A 23,418-nucleotide genomic window follows, 5' to 3' on the forward strand; every position below is an offset into this window, starting at 1 on the left:
GGCTCTGAAAAGCAATTTTTCTAGGTATTGCCTAGCAATTGTCTGATGCGCTCGAGGTCTTCGGGGGTATCAACCCCTGCTGGAGGTGCCTCTGGAGCAATATGCACCGCGATACGGTATCCATTCCAGAGGGCGCGAAGCTGTTCCAAGGCCTCAGCTTGCTCCGGGGGTGCTGGCTCTAGGCGGCTATACGCTTGCAAAAAGTCAGCCCGGTAGCCATAAATTCCAAGGTGGCGTAAATGCCCGGTAGTTTGCTGCGCTTGAGTATCCCTGACAAAAGGAATTGGCGCTCTTGAAAAGTACAGCGCTTCACCTGAGCGATTGAGCACAACCTTCACTACATTGGGGTTGTTAATTTCTGCAACTTCAGTAATCGGCACAGCAACGGTAGAGATGGCGCAGCGTGCATTCTCAGCTAGAGTGCTGGCAACTTGGTTAATCAGTTCTGGCGGTATGAGTGGCTCATCACCTTGAACATTCACAATTAATGCATCATTAGGCAGCTTCAATAATTGCGCAACTTCTGCAATGCGATCGGTTCCAGTTGGATGATTCTCGCTAGTGAGTAAGCAATCTATGCGATGCTCATCACAAGCCGCTTGAATTTCTGGGGAGTCAGTGGCAACTACAACACTTTGCGCAAGAGATAGCTTGGCACGTTCCGCCACTCGGATCACCATTGGCTTGCCGCCAATATCGGCTAACGGTTTACGAGGTAAGCGGGTTGATCCTAGCCTTGCCGGAATCACTACTAAAAAATCTGGAGATTTGATGGAGACAGTCATTAAGAAGTTGTGCTTACGCTATCAAACGATTTCATCGGCAGTCATGCTGCGAGCTTCATCTACCAGCATTACTGGCACATCATCACGAATTGGGTAGGCCAAGCGATCTGCCTTGCAAATTAATTCATGTTTATTGGTGTCCAAATGCAATTGGCTTTGGCATAAAGGGCAAACCAAAATATCGAGCAGTCGTTTATCCATGATGTATTGAAGTGGTTCTATGTAATTGATGAAACAGTGTAGTGCTAACTATACGCTGGCTACAAGTATGAACTAAAGGGTATAGCGATAAGGGTCAGGTCTTTGCAGAATAGATTGCAGCCATTCGCTCAGGCTATCGGGAAGGGTGAGCGTCATAGGAATCACCCAAATACGCTCATCTTGAATGCCTGCGCATTTGACAGCATCTTTTTCCGTAATCAGAATGCATTGGGCGTTGAGCTTTTCAAAGAACTCAGGGGTATAGGTGGCGTGATCTGGTAAAGGAATGCATTTAGCGGCAATGCCTTGATTGAGGAGGTCATCAAAAAAACGCTGTGGATTACCAAGAGCTGCAACAGCAGTAATCTTGTTAGGCAGGTAACTATCGGCAATTTGAGGCAGTGTCTGATGATTGCTTGGTTTGATGAGTTGATATGCATTACCTAAATTACTTAAAAGCGAGAATGCGCGACGACCCAGAAAGTATTCATCTTGTTGACCTATTTTGTGGGCGCCATCCTTTGCTTGTCCGGTAAAAAGGGTTGCATCACGTTCACGTGTGGTGGGCTCACGTAGGGGGCCTGCCGGTAATAAGAAACGATTACCTTCCCCTCGTCCATCACGAACTACAAGCTCGATATCGCGACCACCTTCACGGGCCGGCCAGCGAGCCAGACCAGCATGTTGTAGACCATCATCGCTGATGATGACATTCACATTGGGCGAATGCTTTAGTAAAACCCTAATACTTTGCCGACGTTTAGGAAAAACCCAAATAGGAAATTGGTTGTGTGTACGTTTAGCAATTAATACAGGCTCATCACCAACCAATGCAGGATCAGAATCACTATTGACTTGTAGTGGAGTCAACTGTGATGAAGAGCCATAACCTCTGCTGATAATTCCTGGAATCCAACCTAGTTGCTGTAAACGTTCTGCTAAAGCAATCACGATTGGTGTCTTGCCGGTACCACCCACGCGAATATTGCCCACAATGATGATGGGCACCGGAGCCGGATATTGTTTGATGAAACCCGTATCTAAAACTAATTTGCGAACGCGGAGCACTAGGCCATATAGCCAAGATAGGGGCCACAAGATCAAGCTAGTGGGGCCACGTCTTTCCCAGAACTGAGGTGCTTTACGGAAAAAAGAAAAGGACATGAAATGGGTTTCTGAGTTTGTGGCTTACTTTTTGGTTTGACTGCTAAACACAATATTAGAGAGGTTGGCATCACGGGCTGCTTCGAGGGCGCTCATCACAGCTTGATGTGGTGCTTTGGCATCAGCATCAATGTTGACTTGCAAGCCATTTGCCGAATCTTTCTTGTTATCAGTTTGTCCGCTGAATTGAATCAGTGCGCCGCTCAGTTGAGAACGATCAGTCACTTTGCCATTGATTGCAAAGCGCCCATCACGACTAACGGCTATATGAATCTGCTTTACCTCTACTTGGCTCTCATTGCCATTCGCAGTAGGCAAGGTAATTGCGAGTTCTTGATAGCGAGTGAAAGTGGTTGAGATCATTAAAAATATTAATACCACCAACAACACATCAATAAAGGGAATGAGATTAATCTCAGGCTCTACTGGTGCGGAAGTAGCCCCTAGAGAAAAACGCTTGCGCGCATACGCATGGGTTTCTAGCCAACTCATGAAGCGCTATCAGTTGGATATAGTTTTTTAAATATTTGGCGAGTAAATTCTTCGCACTCACGTTGACGCTGATTTGCCATGGCGCGTAATCCACGCCACGCTGCCAATGCAGGAATCGCAATCAGCAATCCAAAGGCGGTGTTATACAAAGCAACTGAAATCCCGTGAGCTAATTGCTGAGGGCTGCCTGCTGCACCATTGATCGCACCTTGACTGCCGAAGATCTCAATCATGCCGACTACGGTGCCAAATAAACCGAGTAAGGGTGCAATGGTGGCAATCGTAGCCAGCGCTCCAAGATAGCGCTCTAACTTGAGCCAAGTGCTTTGAGCGGTTGCTTGAAGTTCTTCTAAGGCACTCTCAGCACTGCTGCCGCTGAGCTTCTCTTTGAGGGTGCACGCCAGTAATGGACTTACTGGAGAAAGTTGAGTTAACTCAACAAGCTGTAATTCATTCACTGCAGTGCCTGCCTTGGAGTTAAGCATTTGATTGGTAAGAGAAAAAGCTGTTTCTAGGCAATTTTTGGGGAAAATATGGATCTGACGCAGATACCAGGAGCGCTCTAAGGCAATTGCTAAGCCCAAAATAGAGATAACAAGGAGGGGCCAAATGGGCCAGCCAGCGGATAGTAAGATGGAGTACATAAGCTCAGTACTTTAGCTGAATTAAAAAGCCTGTTTCAGAAAGCGTACCTGTGGATAACTCTGTGCAAAACTTTTTTGGATTTGTGCTGTAAGTCCTTGATTGATCGTGAGTTGTGCAATAAATAGGCTGGTATTGAATTTTTTGGGATGATTAATTCTCATATAAATCAATAACTTAGTTTATCAGTGTTGGATTTATGAGACGTTTTGGGTCAGTAATTACTTACTTATGAGTATTCAACCTAGGGTGTATGGGGGTCTGTGGATATTTATTGGTGCCCAAGCCAGATGGATGCAGGATTAAAGAGAAAAAATGTCGGAAATATCAAGAGAAATTCTGAGTGTTGGTGATCTCAACCGCGCCATTGCAGCCTCTTTAGAGGACCGCTTTGATACGGTGTGGGTCAGCGGGGAGATTTCTAACTTCAAGGCCTATGACAGCGGGCACTGGTATTTCTCCTTAAAAGACGAGGAAGGTCAAATTCGCTGCGTAATGTTCCGAGGTCGTAATGGCCAAGTCGGGTTCATGCCGCAATCAGGGGATTTGGTTGAGGTCAGCGCCAATCTTGGTTTGTACGTTCCACGCGGCGATATACAACTGACCATTCAAACCTTGCGCCGTGCGGGCATGGGTGGTTTATACGAAGCATTCTTAAAGCTCAAAGCCAAACTTGCCAAAGAGGGCTTATTTGATGAGGACCGTAAACGAGAGATTCCAACGCATCCTAGATCAATTGGCATCATCACATCTCCTCAAGCCGCAGCGCTAAAAGATGTCTTGAGTACATTAGTAAGAAGAGCGCCACATATTCCGGTTGTGATTTATCCAACGCTTGTGCAAGGACCGGATGCACCCGCCGGAATGATGAATGCATTAAAAGCTGCCCAAAAAGAAAATGCAGTAGATGTGATTTTGCTAGTACGTGGTGGCGGCAGCATTGAAGATCTATGGGCATTTAATGACGAGCAACTGGCGTATGCAATTGCAGAATCATCGATACCAGTAGTGAGTGGTGTTGGTCATGAGACTGATTTCACGATTGCAGATTTTGTTGCTGATCTACGTGCACCCACTCCAACTGGAGCGGCAGAGTTGGCGGCACCAAGAAGAGATCAAATGTTGCAAGAGTTAGATGCCATCATGCAAGCTTTGTTGCAGCGTATTCATCAACGCGTTGAACGTGAAGCACAAACCTTAGATCAATTAGCCCTGCGACTTAGTCATGCTTTGCCTAATCCGGATCGTATGCGTGAGCAAATACAGGGTTGGCAACAACGCCTAAACCAAGCCTGGTCTGTGCGCATGGAAAACTGGAATCGCAATCAAACGCATTACCAATCACAGTTGGAGATGTTAAATCCTCAGCGAACCCTGGAGCGGGGATATGCGGTGATATTGAGTAAAGAAAAAGACCAACTACATGCAGTGCGTGATCCAAGCGAGCTCAATATAGAGCACGTATTTAAGATAAAGCTAGCTGAGGGCCAAGCAGAGGTCCAATTCTCAGAGGTGCTCAGAGAATAGTCATGCTGTGGTCTTGACAAAGAGTACGTTTTTACGTACTCTTTGGTCTGGAGGCCATTATGACAACTATTACCGCAAGTGAAGCTAGAGCAGGGCTTTATCGCTTGATTGATCAGGCAGCAGAGTCTCATAAGCCTGTGACGATTTCCGGAAAGCGGGCTAACGCTGTGCTGATTTCTGAGGAGGACTGGAGTGCAATTCAGGAGACGCTATATCTTATGGCGATACCTGGAATGCGTGAGTCTATTAAAGATGCGATGGCAGAACCCTTATCAAAGAGTAAAAGGGTATTGAAGTGGTGACTTGGAATTTAGTATTTTCCAAGTATGCAATAAAAGATGCCAAAAAATTATCTGCCGCTGGATTAAAAGAAAAAGCGCAGTCTTTGCTTAAAGTATTAGAGGCAGATCCACTGCAAAATCCACCGCCTTACGAGAAATTAGTAGGAGATTTAAAGGGCGCGTATTCTCGTCGAATCAATATACAACATCGTTTAGTTTATGAAGTTTTTCGTAAAGAAAAAACAGTTCGAATATTGAGAATGTGGACTCACTACGATTAAGCGCTCAAAAAATATTGGGCTCTATCTGCAGAGTCACACCAAATTGGTCGTGCACTTTGTCTTTAATGCATTTAGCAAGGCCTAAAATATCTTGAGCTGTACCGCCGCCATGATTGACTAGGACCAATGCTTGGTTTTCATATACGCCAACAGCACCCATACGTTTACCTTTAAAACCACATTGATCTATCAGCCAGCCTGCCGCTAACTTCCGCTTACCGGGCAGGTCAGGATAAGAAACTAAGCCGGGATAAGTCTTGAGAAGAGTCTCATATTGCTCGTTCGGAATAACCGGATTTTGAAAAAAGCTGCCGGCATTACCAATCACTTTTGGATCGGGGAGTTTCTGCGTGCGAATTTTGCACACAGCGAGGAAGATGTCTTCCGGACTGGGATTGGCCTTTGAAGGAAATTGCTTAGCAAGGTCTGCGTAATGAATGCGAGCTTGCCAAGCTTTAGGCATCTTAAAAACGACCTTTGTCACGATAAAGTGCCCGGGATTTTGCTTAAAGTGGCTATCGCGATACGCAAAGTGGCATGCCTCTTTTGGAAGGGTGACAAAGGCATGAACTTTGGCATCAAACGCTTCGATGCGATCAATGTATTCGCCGACCTCAACCCCATAAGCGCCAATATTTTGTATAGGGGCAGCGCCAACAGTTCCCGGAATTAAAGCCAGGTTTTCAAAACCAGGGAGGTTGTTCTCTAGGGTCCAGGCAACTAGCTCGTGCCAGCCCACTCCAGCGCCAACTGATAAATAGGTAGCGTCTTCATCGCTAGCAAGAATTTCTTGACCCAGAATATTAATCAAGAGGGTCGCGCCAGAAAGCACGCTTGGCAAAATGACATTACTTCCACCGCCCAATACTCGCCATTGCAGTTTTTGGGCGGCAATCTCTGACATGGCAGCCAAAATTTGCTCGGGAGAGCTAATTTCATAAGCGAGCTCGGCTACAGCATCAAGACCAAAGGTATTGCGGTGCTTGAGCCCTAAATTTGGGGTCAATTTAGCGAGAGTGGACGCATTTGGGGCGCGAGTCATGCCACAATCTTATTCGTAAACGAATCTAGAACCATTTTTTTGTGTGTAAAGCAAAAATTATGGCCATAAGCTCTAGAAATTCGCAAAAATAGAACTTAAACCAAATAAGCAAGATTATTGAAGGAGTAGAGATGCCATCATTTGACGTTGTTTGCGAACCAGACATGGTTGAGCTCAAAAATGCGATTGAGCAATCGAATAAAGAAATTAGCAATCGTTTCGACTTTAAGGGCTCCGATAGTCGTGTAGAGCAAAAAGACGAAGCTCTCATTTTGTTTGGCGACGATGACTTTAAGTTGGGTCAAGTACGCGATGTTCTGATTGGAAAAATGGCGAAGCGCAATGTGGATGTGCGCTATCTCAAAGATGACAAAACAGAAACGATTGGTGGTGACAAGCGTAAACAAACCATGAAGATTCAAAAAGGCATCACTTCTGATTTATCTAAAAAAGTGGTGCGCATCATTAAAGACAGCAAGCTCAAAGTGCAAGCAAGTATTCAGGGTGATGCAGTGCGTGTTACTGGTGCTAAGCGCGATGACTTACAAGAAACAATGGCGCTGCTCAAAAAAGAAGTAACAGAAGCTCCATTGGGCTTTAATAATTTCCGTGACTAATGTTGCGTCACCTGCAATAGCTCCAGCAAGCCAAGAAGCCATTGAGCGCTTCTGCGATGCTTGCTGGTTAGAAGATGGTCTTGCTCAAAATAGCCTAGCTGCATACCGTAGAGACTTGCTCCTTTTAGCTCAATGGCTCTACAAGGAGTCTGGCGGCGATCTTTACTGCGTAACAGAAAAAGACCTCACGGCTTACATCGCGCATCGCAGAGCAGATAAAGCCACCACTGCCAATCGACGTCTAACGGTCTTTAAGCGTTTCTATCGTCATGCCTTGCGTATGAACTTAGTCAAGAGTGATCCTTGTATGGGATTACGTGCGGCTAAGCAGGCATTGCGCTTTCCTAAAACATTAAGCGAAGATCAAGTAACGGCACTACTCAATGCACCTGATATCGAAACGCCTTTAGGTTTACGTGATCGCACCATGTTAGAGCTGATGTATGCCAGTGGCTTACGTGTTTCAGAAATCGTCTCACTAAAAACAGTTGCACTTGGTTTAAACGAAGGTGTCGTGCGGGTAGTGAATGGTAAAGGTGGTAAAGAGCGCTTAGTGCCATTTGGTGGTGAAGCAGGGCAGTGGCTAAGAAAGTACTTGGCCGAGGCGCGTACACCATTATTAGAGGGTAAAACAACCGATGCAGTTTTTGTCGGTCGCCATACGGGGACAGGTTTAACTAGACAGGCATTTTGGGCTTTGATTAAGCGCTATGCAACAGTGGCCAATATCTCAGTGGCACTCTCACCCCATACCTTGCGCCATGCTTTTGCCACCCATTTACTCAATCACGGGGCTGATTTAAGGGTGGTGCAGTTACTTTTGGGGCATGCTGATATCTCTACCACCCAAATCTATACCCATGTGGCCAGGGAAAGACTCAAATCCATTCATCAGCAGCACCATCCCCGGGGTTCATGAGCTCATTTCCGGCTAAGGTTTGGAATCTGCCTAAACTCATAAGTGTTTAAGATAGCGGTATGGAATTGACACTCGATTTACTATTAATCCCCATTGCCTATCTCATTGGCTCCATTTCTTTTGCGGTAGTGGTGAGTAAGTGCATGCGCTTGCCTGACCCTCACTCCTATGGTTCTGGTAATCCAGGCGCAACCAATGTGTTACGTACAGGCAATAAATTAGCTGCAGTGTTGACCTTAATCGGTGATGCACTCAAAGGATATTTGGCAGTCATGCTCGCACGTGTTTTGTTGGGAGATGAGTCGTTAACCTCAACATTAAATTCTTGGTTGCTGTGCGGAGTCGTGATCGCTGTTTTTCTGGGTCACCTCTTTCCGATATTTCATGGCTTTAAAGGTGGGAAAGGCGTTGCAACTGCCTGCGGTATTTTGTTTGGGATTAATTGGGTCTTGGGATTGGCGACGCTAAGTACTTGGATCATTGTGGCGATGTTTATGCGCTACTCGTCATTGGCTGCATTAGCAGCTGCAATCTTTGGCCCCATCTATTTTGTTTTTTTATTCGGCTTTCAACCTATGGGTATTGCCTTACTCATTGTCTGCTTCTTATTGATTTGGCGTCACCGCCGCAATATTCAAAATTTACTCAATGGCACTGAGAGCCGCATTGGCTCCAAAAAAACTCGTCAATAATTTAATCAAAATACTCAAAATATGACTATTGCTTATGCTTGCATTCTCTTTATGGGCCTTTTGCCCTATGTTGCAGCAGGTATAGCCAAAAAGGGCTTTGAGGGTTATGACAATGCCCTGCCTAGACAATGGCTTGCCCAGCAAACGGGTTTTAGGGCGAGGGCGAATGCTGCACAAGCCAACCTCTTTGAGTCTCTGCCACTATTTTTTGCAGCTGTAATCATTGCCTCCATTGCTAATGCCCCGCAAGCTAGAATTGATGTCCTTGCATTGGGTTTTGTTGCAGCAAGAATCGCTTACTTAATTTGCTACGTAGCCAATTGGCCTACCACGCGATCGATAGTTTGGACGATTGGCATTATCTGCGTCGTCAGTATGTTTTTTCAGATTTAAGAATTTCAATAATCAATACTATATAAAGCTTAACAATAAATAAAAATTCGAGACAGACTATTTCTTATGCCAATTAAAAAACCAGCCGTAGCAAAAAAACAGCCTGCTAAGAAAGTAGTGAGCGTTAAAAAGACTGCATCAGAAAAAGATGATGTTGGCTTACCTTTGTCGGTGGTGATACGTCGCCGTATTGAAGCTCAAAAAGCGCGCTTTCATGCAAACGACAATATCTCAGCATTCATTCAACCAGGTGAACTGGAGGGTTTGGTGGATGAGGTTGCGGAGAAGATGCAAGCGGTGCTGGAGAGTTTGGTCATTGATACCGAAAATGATCACAACACAAAAAATACTAGTCGTCGTGTTGCCAAAATGTATGTCCAGGAAGTGTTTAATGGCCGTTATGTAGGCCAACCTACCTTGACTAAGTTCCCTAATGTGAGTCGCCTTAACGAATTGATGATTATTGGGCCTATTACTGTGCGTAGCGCCTGCTCTCACCATCTCTGCCCGATCATGGGCCGTATTTGGATCGGCGTGCTGCCTAGCAAAGAATCTGCCTTGATCGGCCTCTCTAAGTATTCACGTTTAACTGAGTGGGTCATGTGCCGTCCGCAGATTCAGGAAGAGGCTGTAGTGGAATTGGCTGATATGTTGGAGAAAAAAATCAAGCCGATTGGTGTTGCGGTAGTAATGGATGCTGACCACTTCTGTATGCAGTGGCGTGGTGTAAAAGATCGCGACTCGAAGATGATCAATAGTGTGATGCGTGGTGCTTTCTTGAAAGACTCCAATCTGCGTAGGGAGTTTCTGGCGCTGATCGATAGAAAATAGGAAGATGAAAAAGCTTCTCATCCTGGTTGTTTTGTTTGCCGTGGGTTGTACTATTGGGCCCAATAGACAGGACTATCAGACATTGGCGAGTGAAAAAATGGAGTCCCCATTTTTTTATATCCCGCCTTTAAATCAAAAAGACTTCAAAGATCGCACTTGGATTTTATTGGCTGAATCCAAGACAAAGTCTTGGTTCTATGATCCCTATACTTTGATTGAAGACGAGGATGGCGTCCTTTCTTTTGCTGCTTATATTGCGCTGAGAGAAAAAAATAATCTGCCCACATTTAATGCCACAATCGTTGGCCCCTATCTACAGAAGCTAGACTGCTTTACCAATAATCAATGGTCAGAAACCCTCTACACCAAAGACTTGCTTGCGCAAAGACCGCTAGTCGGCGATGCAAAGCCGGTGAATGGTTCTGGCTGGGTCAAAATTAAACCTAACACGGCGATGGCTTATGTGCGCTCTCGTTTGTGTGGGCGTAAATTTATTGACGATCAAAACGTCAATTATTTTTTATATCAAGATGGCGCCTTGCCAGCTCTGATCTCTAATAAAGCGACAGTAGAAGTGTTTGAGCAAAAACAAGGTAAGCAGATCGTGACTCTTGCGCAAGAAGAGGTCACTGAACCCAGTAACGCTAAGCCGCCTATATTTTATGAAGTCATTAATAATGAAGTGACTATCGTAGATAGTAAAAAAGAGATCCGCCAACTTCGAATAAATGCTTATTACCTAGATAAAAATTTATCTAAACAAGCAGACTATATTTTTACGGCTAACTGCTCAGATAACTCATATGCAATGACTGCTGCCGGGGCAGCTCAGAAATCGAGCGCTACTAATGGCGCCATTGCTGCAAAAGATTCATTATCTGCAGTAGCATTTAATCGTGCCTGCGGCAATCACGGCGCGTACATGAAGACATCGACTAAGGGTGTAAGTAAGTGATGTACAAATCTTCTCTCTACAGAGCCCTCATTTTTCCGGTGTTAGTGGGTATATCTGTTGTTGGTTGCGAAAGCTTTCCAAAGGAAAATTCTGATCCAGCTAAAAACAATAAGCCAACTTACAACAAAGATTTAAAAGAATGCCAGGAAGACTACCCAGAGCAGGGGTCTGGTGTTCACTATCGTCAGTGGATTGGTTGCATGAAACTCAAGGGTTGGAAGTAGATTTTCATTTGATCTCTTTCTGAGAACAATTCTCATCTAAAATCTGATATAAATCATAAGCTTACGTGACCGGTAGCTGGATTAAATCTTCTCCACTATGATCAATTCAGTTTTCAAAGTTACGCATTGCAGCCCAGTGCGTTTACATACTCATCACTGTTTTATTTTTGGAGAATCCATGAAAAATAGTCGTCGCCAATTTATGATTTTGTCTGCTGCTGGTGCCTGTACATTGGCATTGAACGGTAAAGTTCAAGCTCAAGCAATGGTTGCTGAAACCGATCCACAAGCTGCTGCATTGGGTTACAAAGCAGATGCTTCTAAAGTAGACAAGGCAAAGTTTCCAAAATATGCCGCTGGTCAAAAGTGCGATAACTGTGCTTTGTACCAAGGTAAGCCTGGCTCTCCAGCTGGTGGTTGCTCATTATTTGCTGGCAAGCAAGTGGCTGGTCCAGGCTGGTGCTCTGCTTACGCTAAGAAGGCTTAATTCACCTTTTGCTAGCGCATGAAATCTGAGTCTTTAAAAGGCTCGGAAAATAAAAAAGGCTGCTTAGTTCCCTCTAGCAGCCTTTTTTATTACGCTCAACCGCTAAGTACGCCAAGGAATTTGAATGAAGCAGTCCAATAAGCGTTTTTTAAAAGACCTTCTTTTTTATTTGGGTGGTGATCAACCGCCTGTGAGTTGGTTGGAGAAAATGCGCTCGGTATTGGGTGCTTTTATTGGTCTTATGTTAGTGTTCACTATCGCTAAATACCTTGGCGAGCTGAGCGGTGTAGATGAATGGCTCATGGCATCCTTGGGAGCAAGCGCTTTATTGGTGTTTGCTCTGCCGGGTAGCCCTATGGCACAACCTTGGGCAGTAATCGCTGGCAATACGCTATCTGCACTAGTCGGAATTAGCTGTTTTCATCTCATTGGACAGCCATTGTTGGCACTACCTGCGGCAGCTGCGCTATCTATTCTCGGGATGTTTGTATTGCGCTGTCTGCACCCACCAGCTGCAGCCGTCTCTTTGATTGTGGTGCTAGGGCATATCGGCAGCTATCGCTATGCCTTTTTCCCAGTGATGGTGGACTCGGTTCTGTTGATTCTGGCTGGGGCGGTTTACAGCAATCTGACCGGTAAACCTTACCCTAATAGGCCGCCTAGATAGATTTCTAAAGGGCCCTTTGTTTTTTTGTTATTTGATTTTGCCTGCAGCAATAGAGGCTTTGCAGTCCAAAATAGCGTAGTTTTGGAACTTGCCGGCATTCTCTTTGCGGATAGATTGACCGCATTCAGTTAAGGAATTGCGTAAGTTAATTTTAGGGATATTGCTCATAGTGATAGCTCCTGTAGTGATTTCTATTGTTATTGTTTGAAATTCAATCTGCGATACAGCGCCATTGTGCTCTTGGCTGGCGCTTTTTGGGATTTTAATAAATTCCCAAGCTTTGCTAAAGAGGGGCCATAAACCCTTTAAAATCTACTTTTATTTATAAAAAGCATATCCATTGCTTTCAATTTCATGGCTTTAGTGATTCCAGTCATTCTTTGCGGCGGCTCCGGTACTCGGCTTTGGCCTTTGTCCCGTTCGGGCTTTCCAAAGCAATTTTTGGTTCTCTCTGGCGATGGCTCATCTCAAAGCCTTTTTCAACAAGCGGTAGAGCGCATCAATTCTGTTGCTAGTGCAAAAATTACACTCGGCAATACCTTGGTAGTCACTAATGAAGACCACCGATTCTTAGTGCTGGATCAATTACGTGAAATGAAATCAGTTCACGCGACTTTATTGCTAGAACCAGTTGGTCGTAACACAGCGCCTGCATTAAGCATGGCTGCTTTTTGTGCTCAGCAGTTAGCTCAAGATCAAGATCCTATTTTGGTGATTACACCAGCAGATCAAACGATTCAAAATCCTGCGGCCTTTACTAAAGCGTTGCAAGATTGCATTTCAGTGGTTGAAACAAATAAACAAAGTATTGCTATCTTGGGTATCACACCTACTGCGCCTGAAACAGGCTATGGATATATTCAGCGCTCTGGCGCAAAAGATCAACATAATGCATTTGTAGTCGATCGCTTTGTAGAAAAGCCAGATAGCCAGACTGCACAAAGTTATTTGGCTGATGGAGGCTATCTTTGGAACAGCGGTATGTTTGTTCTCAAAGCCAGTACATGGCTTGCAGCCCTCAGGGAATATCGTGGTGATATTTATGATGCTTCACAAAAAGCATGGCAAGCTAAGTCTGAAGATCAGGCCGACGGCGTGCAATTTATTCGCCCAGGCAAAGAGGAGTTTATGTCGATTCCAAGTGAGTCGATTGACTATGCGGTGATTGAAAAGTGTCCGAATAGTCAAGGCGGTCAATACAACATCAAGATGGTGGAATTAGATGCCGGTTGGAATGATCTCGGTGCTTGGGATGCTGTCTGGCAAGTAGGCAAACAAGACCAAGATGGCAACGTGACCAGTGGCGATACATTGCTAACCAATTCAAAGAACTCCTTGGTGCACGCCAACAGCCGTTTGGTAAGTGCTGTTGGGGTTGAAAATCTCATCATCGTTGAAACAGCAGACGCAGTACTAGTAGCTGATCGCAAAAATAGCCAAGATGTTAAAAACATTGTGAATCAGCTGGAATCACAAAAGCGGGAAGAGAAAAGTCTGCATCGCAAGGTTGCTAGACCCTGGGGCTGGTATGACAGTGTGGATGAAGGCGAGCGCTTTAAAGTAAAGCGCATTCAGGTCAAACCAGGTGCCAGCCTTTCTTTACAAATGCATCATCACCGCGCAGAGCATTGGATTGTGGTGAAAGGGATCGCTGAAATCACTAATGGTGATCAAGTCATCACTCTCCATGAAAATCAAAGTACTTATATTCCTCAAGGGCAAACACATCGTTTGGCTAATCGTGGCTCTGAGCCCCTGGAGATTATTGAAGTGCAGTCGGGTAGTTATTTAGGTGAAGACGACATTATTCGCTTCGAAGATACATACGGAAGAAATTAATCAATATGACCAGTCAAGCCAATAGCAAACAAAAAGTAGCCCTCATTACAGGCATTACAGGACAAGATGGTTCCTACCTTGCTGAGTTTTTGCTGGAAAAGGGTTACATCGTTCATGGTATTAAACGCCGCGCATCATCTTTCAATACTGAGCGTATTGATCATATTTATCAAGATCCACATATCGATCATCAAGATTTGATTCTGCATTACGGCGACTTAACTGATACCAGTAACTTGGTACGCATTATTCAAGAATCACAGCCCGACGAGATTTATAACTTGGGCGCACAGTCCCATGTAGCGGTGTCTTTTGAGTCGCCTGAATATACGGCGGATGTTGATGCTATAGGCCCATTAAGGATATTGGAGGCAATACGAATTTTGGGTCTTGAAAAGAAAACCCGTTTTTATCAAGCATCCACCTCAGAGTTATACGGCTTGGTACAAGAAATCCCGCAAACAGAGACCACGCCGTTTTATCCACGCAGTCCTTACGCAGTTGCCAAAATGTATGCGTACTGGATTACCGTGAACTATCGTGAAGCCTATGGCATTTATGCTTGTAATGGCATCTTGTTTAATCATGAATCCAAGCGTCGTGGTGAAACCTTTGTAACTCGCAAGGTGACTCGTGGTTTGGCGAATATTGCGCAAGGGTTAGAGAAGTGTCTCTACATGGGTAATATTGATGCCCTGCGTGACTGGGGTCATGCAAAAGACTATGTCCGCATGCAATGGCTGATGCTGCAACAAGAGCAGCCCGATGATTTTGTGATTGCTACAGGGGTGCAATTTACAGTGCGTGAATTTATTACCCGTAGCGCTAAACAATTGGGTATCACGCTCAAGTTCGAGGGCGTTGCCGAAAATGAAAAAGCCATCGTAGCAGCGATTGAAGGCGATAAAGCACCAGCTCTCAAAGTGGGCGATGTGATTGTGCAAATTGATCCTCGTTATTACCGTCCGACTGAAGTAGAGACTCTTTTAGGAAATCCTGCCAAAGCAAAGGCAAAGCTAGGCTGGGTTCCCGAAATCACCCTCGATCAAATGATTGTTGAGATGGTGGCTAATGACCTTGATCAAGCTAAGCAACATGCGCTATTACTGCAGCATGGTCATAGTGTGTCGGTTGGCAAGGAAAGTTAAATGCCAAAAATGAATTTTGGAGTGGGTAAATAGTGACTCTAGATTTAAATCAAAAAATCTATGTAGCTGGCCATAGGGGTATGGTGGGCTCAGCCATCGTCCGAAATTTAAAGAGCAAAGGCTTTCATAATATTGTTGGTAAAACCCATAGCGAGTTAGATTTAACCAATCAAGCAGCAGTAGCTCAGTTTTTTATAGAAGAAAAGCCTGATCAAGTGTATTTGGCTGCAGCTAAAGTCGGCGGCATACATGCCAACAATACTTTCCCAGCGGAATTCATATATCAAAACCTGATGATGGAAGCCAATATTGTTCATCAGGCGTTCGAAAATGGTGTGAAGAAACTCCTATTTTTAGGTTCAAGCTGTATCTATCCAAAGCTTGCGCCACAACCCATGTCAGAAAATGCACTTCTGACGGGTAAGTTAGAGTCAACCAATGAGCCCTATGCCATTGCAAAAATTGCTGGCATTAAATTATGTGAAAGCTATAACCGTCAATACGGTAACTCACATGGAATTGATTATCGCTCTGTAATGCCTACCAATCTCTATGGTCCTGGAGACAATTACCATCCTGAAAATAGTCATGTCATACCTGCATTGATTAGACGTTTTCATGAGGCAAAAATAAGTAATGCACCTGAGGTGGTGATTTGGGGCACGGGCACTCCCAAGCGTGAATTTCTATATGTAGATGATATGGCTGCCGCATCAGTTTTTGTGATGGATATGCCAAAGCCAATCTACGACCAAAATATCGAGCCGATGGAAAGTCATATTAATGTTGGTTACGGAAGTGACATCACTATTTTGGAGTTAGCTGAAGCAGTGGCTAAAGTAGTTGGGTATGAGGGCATGATCAAGACAGACCCCACCAAACCAGATGGCACTCCTAGAAAACAAATGGACTCCAGCAAATTAAATCAGCTAGGTTGGCAAGCGCAATTTGATCTAGAAACAGGGTTAGTGCTTGCATACGCTGATTTTCAGAAAAATCACCGCCACTAATTTGTTTTAATGACTCAAACCATCACTCAATCATCACACCAAGAATCAAGTCTGCCAAGTTGGGTGATTTGGGTTCAATGTTCTGCATTCGTAGTGCTATATGCGGTGTGGATTCTTCCGGAGATTGTTGGGTTTCGCAATACAGCCTTGGCAACAGGGGCTATCTTTGGCGCCTATTCGATTTATCAATACAGAAAAGCACTTCTTCAAAAATCAGCATTACCAATTTGGTTAATGATTGCTTTGTTCGGTTGGGCTACTTTTCATCTATTTTTTTTAAGTTCAAATTTCCCGCTGCAATACATCGAGTATTTCCGAATTTGGAAATATGCTGCTATCGGTGCTGTTATGGCAACAGGATTGGGTTTATCGTTAATTCACTCAAGCAAGCAAGAATCAGTACGTTATTGGTTTTTAATCTACTTTGGTCTATGTACACCTTGCATTATTTACCTTGTTAAATACGTGCTTACTATGGTTGGCCGTGTTTATGGATTAGATATTCCAGTTTCTATGCAGGTTTACAGCTTCTCCCAGCCATTTTATGTACCTAAAACAGACTATGTAGCTTTCTGTCTGCCCGCATTTTCAGTTGCACTGGGTTCTTTAATTCGGCTATCGGATATTGAAGGCTCTTGGCGCCTAAAAGATTTGTTAAATCTTGTTGCCCAAATTTTAATTATCAGCGGCACACTATTTTTATTTGCAGCTCAAAATATTAAAAATGGCATGGTGTATGCAGCATTGTTATTTATTATTTTCGGGATGATTTTTTGCGCAAGACATATTTCAAGACTAACTTGGAAAAAAATTGCTGGAATTTTGATTGCATTTGCAATTCTCATTTCAGGAATTATTGTAAATGTGAGTAAAAATGATTCATGGAGAACGCTAGTTACAGATACTAAGATTGGCTTGCAGATAGAAAAATATCCAAATTGGAAGGATGAAATCAAATATAACTTTCCTTTGAATGAAAACGGCGCAATGGTTTCTGCAACTAATTATCAACGGGCTGCTTGGGCATATGCCGGTATCAAGTTAGCGATTGAAAACCCTATGGGCTATGGCCTAGTCGAGGATTCATTTGCAAAATTAGCAAAAGTCCGATGGCCAGATGTCGGCTCTAGCCTTTCCCACAGCCATAGCGGTTGGTTGGATGTTATTTTAGCAATTGGCTTTCCTGGATTCTTTTTGATCCTTGGGGCGCTATTGCTAGCAATTAAAAATTCATATCTCCTCAGAGGGGGGTACGAATCCCTGCTGGTATTTTGGCCCTTGTTAGCCAATTTACTTTTATGGTGCACCACCGAAGTATCAGCCACCGTCACTTTTGCAGCGCTTATCTTCTGGATTTGCTTGGCGGGTGGCTTGAATGCTGGCACATCAATGAAAACTGCCTCGCCAAAGCTGGTAGCTGAGTAATAGCGTAGAGATATCTTTGCTCGATATTCAGACATAACCTATGAATAAATACCTTTTCTATCGAATTACCAGCAAATCAAATGATAAGCCTAGGCTAGATGGGTTTTCTAAGATGGATTGCTTGGATAATCTCTTAAGTTATTTTCCTGATTACAGGATGGTCTGTATTGCCGATAACTGCGATGATTTGATTTACGAGATTTTAGAAAAGAAAAATTTCTATAAATTGGTGCGTACTAGCTTGGGTAATTGTGGGTCTTTTAAATATTTGTTAAATAACGAGCTTCCCTCTTTGGCGGATGATGATTTAATTTATTTTGTTGAGGATGACTATTTGCATAGAGCAGGCTCTGCCCAGGCTCTAGAGGAGGGATTAAAGTATTTTAACTACGTTACTTTGTACGATCATCCCGATAAGTACGGCATTAACTCTCCTAACACTAATCCACTCGTGCCCAAAGGACCTCTATCAGAGGTAACCCAAATCTTTAGAGGCGTCAGCGCTATTTGGAGAACCACCAACTCTACCACTATGACTTTTGGAGTGCACGCTAAAACCATGCGTATGGATTCATGGATTTGGAATCTGGTAAATACGGGCTTTAACACACCAAGAGATTTTCATGCATGGATTTATTTAACGGGACCAAAAGAATTTTCCTTAAGAACTGCAAAAACCATTTTTGCCGCCCAATTATTATCAAGAATGCATGCTTTGCTTAGTCCAAGGCGAACATTGGGGGTGCCTTTAAATTCATTTTCTGCACATCTGCAAAAAGATACGTTGCCAGAAAATTTCTATTCAGATTTTATGAGGTAATTAATCAACATGAATATCGCAAACGAAACCCCTCTTATTAGCATCATTATTCCGGTACTTAATTTATCGCGCCCAATTAATCCCAAGCGATTTTTTATGCCACGACAAACAATTAAAGATACCTTGGCAGATATTCAAAAGAATGTACGCATACCCCATGAAATTATCATCGTGTGCAATGGAGATGACCCAGAATTAAAGCAATTTGTGATGTCTCACCCACAAGTAACCCGTTATTGCATCAATAGTGAAAATGTGGGCGTTGCACGTTCTTGGAATATGGGTGCTCAATTAGCCGATTCCAAAGTACTTTGTTATCTAAATGATGATGTCTCTATCGGCGTCGGGGCTCTTGAAAGTCTATATGAGCAGTTATTGGCTGATCCTAAGATTGGTGAAATTGGCCCATCAGGTTCTTTCTGGCGGGATTGCGCTCATTATGAATATGCAGAAAGTGATAAGCCAGTTGATGTTGATGCGGTATTAGGCTTCTGTTTTTTAATGCGCTCATCAACATTTCATGAGCTAGGGGGTTTTGATGTGAATTACTCTCCAGCAGGATGCGAAGAAATTGATATGAGTTACCGTATTCGTGCCGCTGGATTAAGGTGTGTCGTTGATACTCGGGCGCCTATTAAGCACTATCATCATCATGGGGTTAGCGCTTATAAAGTTGATATACGGTACTTGGGTAAAACGATTGACACCCTTACTCTTCATGAGCGCAATACAGCCTATTTTAGAAAAAAATGGCAAAACATTTTTCCATAACAATAAGAAGACTATATGAGCGAAATACCTAAAGTTGACTCTGTGTATTACGGCGGCGAACGTAACGATGTGGCTAGCCTTGTTCCCTTGGATGCTAAATCCGTACTGGATATTGGCTGTGGTTACGGGGGCATTGGCAGACTACTGGCCAAAACCCATAGTGCACAGCTATACGGCATTGAGCTCAATCCAGAGGCCACCCCTTATTTAGAAAATTTATATCATCAACATTGGATTGGCAGTGTTGAGGAAGTGAGAATTCCGGATAATGTTCCTGGATTTGATTGCATTATCTTTTCAGATGTTCTAGAGCATTTAGTTGATCCTTGGGGCACTCTAGCTCACTATGTCGCTCGCTTAAATGCAGGTGGAACCATTATTGCGAGTATTCCAAACGTTCGTAATCTGAACCTTTTACTTAAGTTAATTATCCGTGGGGAATGGACTTACCTTCCTGATGGAGGTTTGTTAGATAAAACACATCTTCGATTTTTTACAAGATCTGAAATCGAGAAGTTATTTAATGAGGCTGGACTTGATATAGAGTATTGGGGATATAACCGAGACAAATACTCTTTCTTTCGCAGAGTCGTTACTGCGCCATTTCGGTTGTTAAGTCCTGATCTAGAGGTTTGCCAGTTTTTGATCCGAGCCCATAAAAATTCAAAATTAGCGCTTCGTTAGACTCTTCATCTCTTATGAATAGATCCTCGCTTTGAATTCTCTGAAAAAAAATATTGGTTGGACAACAATCCTATCGATAGCTGGCTTCCTTTTAAGTTTTGCCAGTCAAATTATTATTTCGTATTTTTTTGGTACTTCAGTCGAGTTAGATTCTTACTGGGTTGCTTTTGCCTTAATGAGCTTGTTAGCATTCCCTTTGGCTTCTTTGAAGGAGGCCTTGGTGCCAGGCGTGCATCAACATGGACAATCGGATCCTCGTAGGGCTTCTACCTACTTCTCTCAGGGGATGTCCCTAGTGCTATTAGTGGCCACGTTAGGCGTGATAGCTGCCTGGGTATTTGGTTCGCGTTTAAGCGCTCTGATGTTGGGGGATTCTCCATCAAGTGCAATGGAAGGCCTAGTGATGAGACAACTTCATTGGCTGGCTCCGGGCATTCTGTTGCTGGCCATTAGCGAAACTTTAGGTGCTCTCCTGACTTCGTTTCATAGAGTCGTTTTTCAGATGGTCTCCCGTGTTTTAGCGGCAAGTACTTCTTTAATGTGCATTGGTATTTTTAGTGGCTGGATTGGAATTAATGCCTTGTCTATTAGCTTCCTCTTTGGCCAATTAGTAACTTCACTCGTGTTGATTGCTGCATTCTTTAAAATGAAAATTGCCTTTAAACCTAGCTGGCCAGTAGGCTTAGGCAGAAGCTACTTTTATTTAAGCTTTACTCTTTTAATGAGCGCCTTAGCCACACAGCTTTATTTACTGTACGAAAAAGCAGTATTTGCTGATTTTGGCCCCGGAATCATTTCTTCGTTTCAGTATGGGGTAAGCCTAACGAATGTCGTGATTGCTATTCTTGCTGGATCACTTGCTAGCGTATTTTGGCCGCGATTTATGGGATATGTTCAGAAGGATGACTTTAATAGTCTTTATAAAGAAGTTGCTTTGGCCATCAAAATCAGCTTGATAGCGCTTGGTGGTGTTTGCAGTTTTGCCTATCTCTGCGCAAGTCCAATAGTAAGTATTATTTTTGTTCGGGGAGCATTCAATCAGGATGCTGCACTAAAAACAGCTGAAATGCTTCAGGCTACGATATTCACTGCACTTCCTATCGCAATCATTACACTGCTCGGAAGAGTCTTAATCTCCCTGAAATCCTCCAAAGCTATCATGTTAGTGGGTTTATCGATTGCGATCAGCGGGGCAATCACATTAAGGTTTGCTTATCAAATTGATAGTATTAATTTAGCCATACATCATTGGTTAGTAGCAAATATGATCGGCTGTATTGCCTCTATATTGGTATTTGGATGGCTGATTAAATTGCGTTTTTCAGACTATTTAAGTGATGCCTGGTGGGTCGGTAGATTCATCATATCCTTAACTTGTGTGATGTTTTTATGGGGACTCCTTGGAGCATCAATCTATATTGAGTCTCTTGGTTTGATGGGCTTATTTCTGATGGCGCTGGCATACGGCTTTTTATATCTATTGATAGCATGGGGAGCAAGACTTCTTCCACCGCTGAAGATCGGTATCTTGAAAATAAAATGAAGATTGCAATAGACGCCAAAAATTTAGCACTATACGGTGGTGGTATATCTCACTGGGTATCTGAATTTTTACCCGCATGGATTGAAAGTTCACCAGAGAATCATTTTTCTTTGGTAACCCCTCGCGGTGAGGGTCTAAAGAAAGTTGACGTTGCTGGGGCCCAGATGGTGGACTGTCGATGGCCTCTTGGCATCCCTAGGCAATTGCGTCATCCCGTCTATGACAATTGGATTTTTCCTAAGGCCATTAAAAAAATAAAGCCAGATTTTATTTTTTCTCCTTATTTTGATGTGCGTATGCCTCCAAATGTTCCTTACGCTATCACTATTCATGATCTTTGCTTTATTGAGGTGGGGCATCTATATCCCAGCCATCTCAGAAATTATTACTTATATATGATGCGGGTTAATTTGGCCCATGCTAGCCATGTCATAACCGTCTCAAACACCACTCGCTTACAGCTCATTAAAGTGCTGGGAGTTTCTGCTGAAAAAATTTCCGTGATCCCTAACGCTTTAGATAAGATTTTTCTAGAGACTAAGCCATCCCCGGATGTAATAAGGAGTTGGCGAGAAAAAATAGATCCTAGTGGAAATGAGAAGCTTTTGTTATATCCCGGCGGTATTGAATATCGTAAGAATATTTCAGGATTAATGGCTGCCTTAAGAATCATCTGGAGTCGGGAAAGTCAATTTACCCTATTGATTACTGGAGAGCCTAGCGAACAATTTCTAGGATCTATACCAAAGGAATTGGTTGAATCTGGCAAGATTCTTTTTCTAGGTCGTTTATCTCAAGCTGATTTACGTTTAGCTTACAGTTCGGTTGATGCCGTGATCTATCCTACGTTTAGCGAGGGATTTGGCAGGGTATGTTTGGAGGCCATGGGATGCGGTACCCCGCTGGCTTGCTCTGATCTTGCAGTTCTGCGAGAGGTTGCAGGCGATTACCCAGTTTACTTTGACCCCCATGATTCTCAGGCAATTGCAGATGCGATTATGACGGCAGCTAATCTGGGCCCTCAGCCTGTAGTATTAAAAGAAGAATTTACCTCTAGTAATGTAAGAGCTAAATTCATCAATGAAATTACTCGGGTGTTGAATCGGGTAAGGGGTACTTCCCTTTCTTTGAATGGTTTGCAATGATGAAGTCTAGGGCCCCCGTTTCAGTAATCATCCCTTGCTTTTGCTGTGCCTCTACCATTGGGCGCGCAGTGGAGTCTATCTTGTCGCAAACCTTACTACCAGCAGAAATCATTCTAGTAGACGATTGCAGTAATGATGAGGGTTTGACAGTTGCAAAGCTAAAGAAAATTCAAGACCAATATCAGAATGAAATCAAGATTGTGGTGCTGGAGATGGAAGAGAACGATGGGCCTGGCAGCTCAAGAAATTTGGGATGGAGTGTTGCAACTCAACTCTATATTGCGTTTTTAGATGCAGATGACAGTTGGCATCCCCAGAAAATTGAAATTCAGTATGGCTTGATGAAATCTCATCCAGAGGCTGTACTCTCTGGCCATTTAAGTAAGGTATTACTGAAAGAGGGTGATCTTCCGGTAGCCAGCAATATAAGTATTCAAAAAATCAGCCTAAACTCTTTATTGTTAAGCAATTGCTTACCAACGCGATCGGTGATGTTGAAGGCGGAACTAACTGAACGATTCTTTAAAGGTAAGCGCCAGGCAGAAGACTATTTGCTTTGGTTGCAAATTGCCTTAACTGGCGCACCCATCTTCCTGATTAATGCTCCTCTTGCATTTTCTTATAAGGCTGACTTTGGCTCAGCTGGGCTTAATGCCAACCTTCACGAGTCCTTTTTGGGTGTTAAGGATACTTACCGTAAGCTATGGTCGGCAGGTCAGCTTTCGTTTTGGAGTTACTCTTTTTATATTGCCATGGCATATGTAAAGCATTTGCGCCGTCAGGCTTTAGTAGGCCTTAGAAGGAGTAAGGCTTAATGTTTTTAATAATGAGTT

General features: G+C 43.5%; 29 protein-coding genes. 22 read left to right on the forward strand and 7 right to left on the reverse strand.

Going from position 1 to position 23,418, the window contains the following annotated elements; genetic code table 11:
* Positions 1-20: 20 nt before the first annotated feature.
* The 5 genes from kdsB to ICN23_RS05795 form a co-directional block, all read right to left on the reverse strand.
* Positions 21-785 (reverse strand): 3-deoxy-manno-octulosonate cytidylyltransferase, encoded by a 765-nt coding sequence (gene kdsB / locus ICN23_RS05775; RefSeq protein WP_216231284.1) that lies wholly within the window; start codon positions 783-785, stop codon positions 21-23.
* A 21-nt stretch (positions 786-806) separates the two neighbouring features.
* Complete coding sequence (locus ICN23_RS05780; RefSeq protein ID WP_216231285.1) at positions 807-986, reverse strand: Trm112 family protein; 180 nt, start codon at positions 984-986, stop codon at positions 807-809.
* Between the two features lie 72 nt (positions 987-1,058).
* Positions 1,059-2,150: a tetraacyldisaccharide 4'-kinase gene (gene lpxK / locus ICN23_RS05785; protein WP_216231286.1), complete on the reverse strand. Its 1,092-nt coding sequence runs from the start codon at positions 2,148-2,150 to the stop codon at positions 1,059-1,061.
* A 24-nt stretch (positions 2,151-2,174) separates the two neighbouring features.
* A complete protein-coding gene (locus tag ICN23_RS05790) occupies positions 2,175-2,642 on the reverse strand; it encodes a biopolymer transporter ExbD (protein ID WP_216231287.1) in 468 nt (155 codons plus the stop codon).
* Positions 2,639-3,286 carry a MotA/TolQ/ExbB proton channel family protein gene (locus tag ICN23_RS05795; RefSeq protein WP_216231288.1) on the reverse strand — a complete coding sequence of 216 codons (648 nt, stop codon included), beginning with the start codon at positions 3,284-3,286 and terminating at the stop codon, positions 2,639-2,641. Before ICN23_RS05795 ends, ICN23_RS05790 begins: the two co-directional genes overlap by 4 nt.
* A 313-nt stretch (positions 3,287-3,599) precedes the next feature.
* Between ICN23_RS05795 and xseA the strand changes: the two genes are divergently transcribed.
* Genes xseA through ICN23_RS05810 form a run of 3 tightly spaced genes read left to right on the forward strand, consistent with a single transcriptional unit; the run spans position 3,600 to position 5,373 of the window.
* The gene (xseA, locus tag ICN23_RS05800; RefSeq protein ID WP_216231289.1) at positions 3,600-4,811 is read left to right on the forward strand and encodes an exodeoxyribonuclease VII large subunit; all 1,212 of its coding nucleotides are present in this window, start codon (positions 3,600-3,602) and stop codon (positions 4,809-4,811) included.
* A 59-nt stretch (positions 4,812-4,870) separates the two neighbouring features.
* Positions 4,871-5,113 (forward strand): type II toxin-antitoxin system Phd/YefM family antitoxin, encoded by a 243-nt coding sequence (locus ICN23_RS05805; RefSeq protein WP_215360829.1) that lies wholly within the window; start codon positions 4,871-4,873, stop codon positions 5,111-5,113.
* Complete coding sequence (locus ICN23_RS05810; protein ID WP_216231290.1) at positions 5,110-5,373, forward strand: Txe/YoeB family addiction module toxin; 264 nt, start codon at positions 5,110-5,112, stop codon at positions 5,371-5,373. Before ICN23_RS05805 ends, ICN23_RS05810 begins: the two co-directional genes overlap by 4 nt.
* 4 nt (positions 5,374-5,377) lie before the next feature.
* Here ICN23_RS05810 and murB read toward each other — a convergent pair whose 3' ends face one another.
* Complete coding sequence (gene murB / locus ICN23_RS05815; RefSeq protein WP_216231291.1) at positions 5,378-6,415, reverse strand: UDP-N-acetylmuramate dehydrogenase; 1,038 nt, start codon at positions 6,413-6,415, stop codon at positions 5,378-5,380.
* A gap of 131 nt (positions 6,416-6,546) precedes the next feature.
* Here murB and ICN23_RS05820 point away from each other — a divergent pair, with 131 nt between their 5' ends.
* From ICN23_RS05820 to ICN23_RS05860, 9 genes are all read left to right on the forward strand, one after another.
* A complete protein-coding gene (locus tag ICN23_RS05820) occupies positions 6,547-7,032 on the forward strand; it encodes a YajQ family cyclic di-GMP-binding protein (RefSeq protein ID WP_216231292.1) in 486 nt (161 codons plus the stop codon).
* Positions 7,025-7,951: a site-specific tyrosine recombinase XerD gene (gene xerD / locus ICN23_RS05825; RefSeq protein WP_216231293.1), complete on the forward strand. Its 927-nt coding sequence runs from the start codon at positions 7,025-7,027 to the stop codon at positions 7,949-7,951. The genes ICN23_RS05820 and xerD overlap by 8 nt, the downstream gene beginning before the upstream one ends.
* A 59-nt stretch (positions 7,952-8,010) precedes the next feature.
* Complete coding sequence (gene plsY, locus ICN23_RS05830) at positions 8,011-8,643, forward strand: glycerol-3-phosphate 1-O-acyltransferase PlsY (protein WP_216231294.1); 633 nt, start codon at positions 8,011-8,013, stop codon at positions 8,641-8,643.
* 21 nt (positions 8,644-8,664) lie between these two features.
* Entirely contained in the window at positions 8,665-9,036 is a 372-nt protein-coding gene (locus ICN23_RS05835) for an MAPEG family protein (protein WP_216231295.1), read from the forward strand.
* A gap of 66 nt (positions 9,037-9,102) precedes the next feature.
* Entirely contained in the window at positions 9,103-9,867 is a 765-nt protein-coding gene (folE, locus tag ICN23_RS05840; protein ID WP_255532713.1) for a GTP cyclohydrolase I, read from the forward strand.
* 4 nt (positions 9,868-9,871) lie between these two features.
* Positions 9,872-10,822, forward strand: a complete 951-nt coding sequence (locus ICN23_RS05845; protein WP_216231296.1) for a hypothetical protein — start codon at positions 9,872-9,874, stop codon at positions 10,820-10,822.
* Positions 10,822-11,046: a hypothetical protein gene (locus tag ICN23_RS05850; RefSeq protein ID WP_216231938.1), complete on the forward strand. Its 225-nt coding sequence runs from the start codon at positions 10,822-10,824 to the stop codon at positions 11,044-11,046. Before ICN23_RS05845 ends, ICN23_RS05850 begins: the two co-directional genes overlap by 1 nt.
* Positions 11,047-11,224: 178 nt before the next feature.
* Positions 11,225-11,533 (forward strand): high-potential iron-sulfur protein, encoded by a 309-nt coding sequence (locus tag ICN23_RS05855; protein WP_215360842.1) that lies wholly within the window; start codon positions 11,225-11,227, stop codon positions 11,531-11,533.
* 124 nt (positions 11,534-11,657) lie between these two features.
* Complete coding sequence (locus ICN23_RS05860) at positions 11,658-12,200, forward strand: HPP family protein (RefSeq protein ID WP_216231297.1); 543 nt, start codon at positions 11,658-11,660, stop codon at positions 12,198-12,200.
* 27 nt (positions 12,201-12,227) lie between these two features.
* Here the strand turns inward: ICN23_RS05860 and ICN23_RS05865 are convergent, their stop codons facing one another.
* Entirely contained in the window at positions 12,228-12,368 is a 141-nt protein-coding gene (locus ICN23_RS05865) for a hypothetical protein (protein WP_215360845.1), read from the reverse strand.
* Between the two features lie 186 nt (positions 12,369-12,554).
* Here ICN23_RS05865 and ICN23_RS05870 point away from each other — a divergent pair, with 186 nt between their 5' ends.
* Genes ICN23_RS05870 through ICN23_RS05915 form a run of 10 tightly spaced genes read left to right on the forward strand, consistent with a single transcriptional unit; the run spans position 12,555 to position 23,400 of the window.
* Positions 12,555-14,039 carry a mannose-1-phosphate guanylyltransferase/mannose-6-phosphate isomerase gene (locus tag ICN23_RS05870; protein ID WP_216231298.1) on the forward strand — a complete coding sequence of 495 codons (1,485 nt, stop codon included), beginning with the start codon at positions 12,555-12,557 and terminating at the stop codon, positions 14,037-14,039.
* A 5-nt stretch (positions 14,040-14,044) separates the two neighbouring features.
* A complete protein-coding gene (gene gmd, locus ICN23_RS05875; protein ID WP_216231299.1) occupies positions 14,045-15,187 on the forward strand; it encodes a GDP-mannose 4,6-dehydratase in 1,143 nt (380 codons plus the stop codon).
* A 32-nt stretch (positions 15,188-15,219) separates the two neighbouring features.
* Positions 15,220-16,197 carry an NAD-dependent epimerase/dehydratase family protein gene (locus ICN23_RS05880; RefSeq protein ID WP_216231300.1) on the forward strand — a complete coding sequence of 326 codons (978 nt, stop codon included), beginning with the start codon at positions 15,220-15,222 and terminating at the stop codon, positions 16,195-16,197.
* A gap of 9 nt (positions 16,198-16,206) precedes the next feature.
* Positions 16,207-17,622, forward strand: a complete 1,416-nt coding sequence (locus ICN23_RS05885) for an O-antigen ligase family protein (protein ID WP_216231301.1) — start codon at positions 16,207-16,209, stop codon at positions 17,620-17,622.
* A gap of 40 nt (positions 17,623-17,662) precedes the next feature.
* Positions 17,663-18,442, forward strand: a complete 780-nt coding sequence (locus tag ICN23_RS05890) for a hypothetical protein (protein WP_216231302.1) — start codon at positions 17,663-17,665, stop codon at positions 18,440-18,442.
* 9 nt (positions 18,443-18,451) lie between these two features.
* Complete coding sequence (locus ICN23_RS05895) at positions 18,452-19,213, forward strand: glycosyltransferase family 2 protein (RefSeq protein ID WP_216231303.1); 762 nt, start codon at positions 18,452-18,454, stop codon at positions 19,211-19,213.
* Positions 19,214-19,228: 15 nt separating this feature from the next.
* Entirely contained in the window at positions 19,229-19,897 is a 669-nt protein-coding gene (locus ICN23_RS05900) for a bifunctional 2-polyprenyl-6-hydroxyphenol methylase/3-demethylubiquinol 3-O-methyltransferase UbiG (RefSeq protein WP_216231304.1), read from the forward strand.
* A gap of 31 nt (positions 19,898-19,928) precedes the next feature.
* Complete coding sequence (locus tag ICN23_RS05905) at positions 19,929-21,440, forward strand: lipid II flippase MurJ (protein WP_216231305.1); 1,512 nt, start codon at positions 19,929-19,931, stop codon at positions 21,438-21,440.
* Complete coding sequence (locus tag ICN23_RS05910; RefSeq protein WP_216231306.1) at positions 21,437-22,585, forward strand: glycosyltransferase family 1 protein; 1,149 nt, start codon at positions 21,437-21,439, stop codon at positions 22,583-22,585. Before ICN23_RS05905 ends, ICN23_RS05910 begins: the two co-directional genes overlap by 4 nt.
* Entirely contained in the window at positions 22,585-23,400 is an 816-nt protein-coding gene (locus tag ICN23_RS05915) for a glycosyltransferase family 2 protein (RefSeq protein ID WP_255532773.1), read from the forward strand. Before ICN23_RS05910 ends, ICN23_RS05915 begins: the two co-directional genes overlap by 1 nt.
* Positions 23,401-23,418 lie beyond the last annotated feature (18 nt).

The organism is Polynucleobacter sp. MWH-Jannik1A5, assembly GCF_018881795.1.
Taxonomy (GTDB): domain Bacteria; phylum Pseudomonadota; class Gammaproteobacteria; order Burkholderiales; family Burkholderiaceae; genus Polynucleobacter.

What these genes read in the sequence shown, in the direction of transcription:
- kdsB (WP_216231284.1), bottom strand. Translation starts at nt 785, where the DNA reads ATGACTGTCTCCATCAAATCTCCAGATTTTTTAGTAGTGATTCCGGCA.
- ICN23_RS05780 (WP_216231285.1), bottom strand. Translation starts at nt 986, where the DNA reads ATGGATAAACGACTGCTCGATATTTTGGTTTGCCCTTTATGCCAAAGC.
- lpxK (WP_216231286.1), bottom strand. Translation starts at nt 2,150, where the DNA reads ATGTCCTTTTCTTTTTTCCGTAAAGCACCTCAGTTCTGGGAAAGACGT.
- ICN23_RS05790 (WP_216231287.1), bottom strand. Translation starts at nt 2,642, where the DNA reads ATGAGTTGGCTAGAAACCCATGCGTATGCGCGCAAGCGTTTTTCTCTA.
- ICN23_RS05795 (WP_216231288.1), bottom strand. Translation starts at nt 3,286, where the DNA reads ATGTACTCCATCTTACTATCCGCTGGCTGGCCCATTTGGCCCCTCCTT.
- xseA (WP_216231289.1), top strand. Translation starts at nt 3,600, where the DNA reads ATGTCGGAAATATCAAGAGAAATTCTGAGTGTTGGTGATCTCAACCGC.
- ICN23_RS05805 (WP_215360829.1), top strand. Translation starts at nt 4,871, where the DNA reads ATGACAACTATTACCGCAAGTGAAGCTAGAGCAGGGCTTTATCGCTTG.
- murB (WP_216231291.1), bottom strand. Translation starts at nt 6,415, where the DNA reads ATGACTCGCGCCCCAAATGCGTCCACTCTCGCTAAATTGACCCCAAAT.
- ICN23_RS05820 (WP_216231292.1), top strand. Translation starts at nt 6,547, where the DNA reads ATGCCATCATTTGACGTTGTTTGCGAACCAGACATGGTTGAGCTCAAA.
- plsY (WP_216231294.1), top strand. Translation starts at nt 8,011, where the DNA reads ATGGAATTGACACTCGATTTACTATTAATCCCCATTGCCTATCTCATT.
- ICN23_RS05835 (WP_216231295.1), top strand. Translation starts at nt 8,665, where the DNA reads ATGACTATTGCTTATGCTTGCATTCTCTTTATGGGCCTTTTGCCCTAT.
- folE (WP_255532713.1), top strand. Translation starts at nt 9,103, where the DNA reads ATGCCAATTAAAAAACCAGCCGTAGCAAAAAAACAGCCTGCTAAGAAA.
- ICN23_RS05845 (WP_216231296.1), top strand. Translation starts at nt 9,872, where the DNA reads ATGAAAAAGCTTCTCATCCTGGTTGTTTTGTTTGCCGTGGGTTGTACT.
- ICN23_RS05850 (WP_216231938.1), top strand. Translation starts at nt 10,822, where the DNA reads ATGTACAAATCTTCTCTCTACAGAGCCCTCATTTTTCCGGTGTTAGTG.
- ICN23_RS05855 (WP_215360842.1), top strand. Translation starts at nt 11,225, where the DNA reads ATGAAAAATAGTCGTCGCCAATTTATGATTTTGTCTGCTGCTGGTGCC.
- ICN23_RS05860 (WP_216231297.1), top strand. Translation starts at nt 11,658, where the DNA reads ATGAAGCAGTCCAATAAGCGTTTTTTAAAAGACCTTCTTTTTTATTTG.
- ICN23_RS05865 (WP_215360845.1), bottom strand. Translation starts at nt 12,368, where the DNA reads ATGAGCAATATCCCTAAAATTAACTTACGCAATTCCTTAACTGAATGC.
- ICN23_RS05870 (WP_216231298.1), top strand. Translation starts at nt 12,555, where the DNA reads ATGGCTTTAGTGATTCCAGTCATTCTTTGCGGCGGCTCCGGTACTCGG.
- gmd (WP_216231299.1), top strand. Translation starts at nt 14,045, where the DNA reads ATGACCAGTCAAGCCAATAGCAAACAAAAAGTAGCCCTCATTACAGGC.
- ICN23_RS05885 (WP_216231301.1), top strand. Translation starts at nt 16,207, where the DNA reads ATGACTCAAACCATCACTCAATCATCACACCAAGAATCAAGTCTGCCA.
- ICN23_RS05890 (WP_216231302.1), top strand. Translation starts at nt 17,663, where the DNA reads ATGAATAAATACCTTTTCTATCGAATTACCAGCAAATCAAATGATAAG.
- ICN23_RS05895 (WP_216231303.1), top strand. Translation starts at nt 18,452, where the DNA reads ATGAATATCGCAAACGAAACCCCTCTTATTAGCATCATTATTCCGGTA.
- ICN23_RS05900 (WP_216231304.1), top strand. Translation starts at nt 19,229, where the DNA reads ATGAGCGAAATACCTAAAGTTGACTCTGTGTATTACGGCGGCGAACGT.
- ICN23_RS05910 (WP_216231306.1), top strand. Translation starts at nt 21,437, where the DNA reads ATGAAGATTGCAATAGACGCCAAAAATTTAGCACTATACGGTGGTGGT.
- ICN23_RS05915 (WP_255532773.1), top strand. Translation starts at nt 22,585, where the DNA reads ATGAAGTCTAGGGCCCCCGTTTCAGTAATCATCCCTTGCTTTTGCTGT.